General features: G+C 70.9%; 1 pseudogene. It reads left to right on the top strand.

The annotated features are described in order from the left end of the window. The first annotated feature begins 268 nt into the window (after positions 1 to 268). Positions 269 to 1,341, top strand: a pseudogene (purM, locus tag AC27IO_RS24170) (phosphoribosylformylglycinamidine cyclo-ligase). The last annotated feature ends 93 nt before the right edge of the window (positions 1,342 to 1,434 follow it).

Raw genomic sequence — 1,434 nt, 5'->3', positions numbered from 1 at the left:
CAGGCGCGGTGCGGGACGAAGGGCGGCAGAGGGGGGCGAGGCGGCATGGAAGTGGGAATGGCAAAGGGCCGGATGGCAGGGCGCGTGGGACACGCCGGCGCGAATTTTAGTCTGCCGCGGCGACCCGTCCGGCCACGGCGCCACGGGCCACCCGCGGCCACGCCATCCGCCGGCCCTGCGGGGGCATTGGCGGGCCAGGCGGGCGGGGCCTTTAAAATCCGCCGCTCCAGCCCGCCGCGCGGGCCCACCAGCACTCACGAACCCTTCCATGAGCTCCTCCGACTCCTCCACCCCCATCTCCTACAAAGACGCTGGCGTCGACATCGATGCCGGCGACGCGCTGGTCGAGCGCATCAAGCCGCTCGCCAAGAAGACCATGCGCGAGGGCGTGCTGGCCGGCATCGGCGGTTTCGGCGCCCTGTTCGAGGTGCCCAAGCGCTACCAGGAGCCGGTGCTGGTGAGCGGCACGGACGGCGTGGGCACCAAGCTCAAGCTGGCCTTCGAATGGAACATGCACGACACCGTGGGCATCGACCTGGTCGCCATGAGCGTGAACGACGTGCTGGTGCAGGGTGCCGAACCGCTGTTCTTCCTCGACTACTTCGCCTGCGGCAAGCTGGACGTGGACACGCCGCGGCCGTGGTGGGCGGCATCGCCCGGGGCTGCGAGCTTTCGGGCTGCGCCCTGATCGGCGGCGAGACGGCAGAAATGCCCGGCATGTACCCCGCCGGCGAGTACGACCTGGCCGGCTTTGCGGTCGGCGCGGTCGAAAAGTCCAAGATCCTCACCGGCAGGGCCGTGGCGGCCGGCGACGTGGTGCTGGGCCTGGCCTCGGCCGGCGTGCACTCCAACGGATTCAGCCTGGTGCGCAAGTGCATCGAGCGGGCCGGCGAGTCAGCCCCCGCCACGCTGGACGGCAAGCCGTTCAAGCAAGCGGTCATGGAACCCACGCGCCTGTATGTGAAGAACGTGCTGGCCGCGCTGGCCAAGCACCCTGCGCCGCAGGATGCGGCATCGGCCGGCGGCATCAAGGCCCTGGCCCACATCACGGGCGGCGGCCTGCTGGAGAACATTCCGCGCGTGCTGCCCGAGGGCCTGGCCGCGCACCTGAAAGCCGGAAGCTGGCCGCAGACCGAGCTGTTCGCCTGGCTGCAGAAGACGGCCGGCATCGACGACATCGAGATGAACCGCACCTTCAACAACGGCATCGGCATGGTGGTGGTGGTCTCGGCGTCCGAAGCCGAAGCCACGGCCGCCACGCTGCGCTCGCTGGGCGAGACGGTCTACACGATCGGCACCATCGCCGAACGCGGCGACGGCGCGCCCGTGGTGGTGGGCTGACCCCCTCAGCCGCACCCCGCCGCCCATGATGGAGCCGCTCGCACCGCACGACGTTCCGCCCTCTGCCGCCGGCCCCGTGCGGGCGGCCCCCAC

It is taken from the genome of Acidovorax sp. KNOB132, from assembly GCF_057541515.1.
The sequence above is the reverse complement of the archived record's forward strand: the minus strand, read 5'-3'. Positions and strand labels throughout refer to the sequence as shown.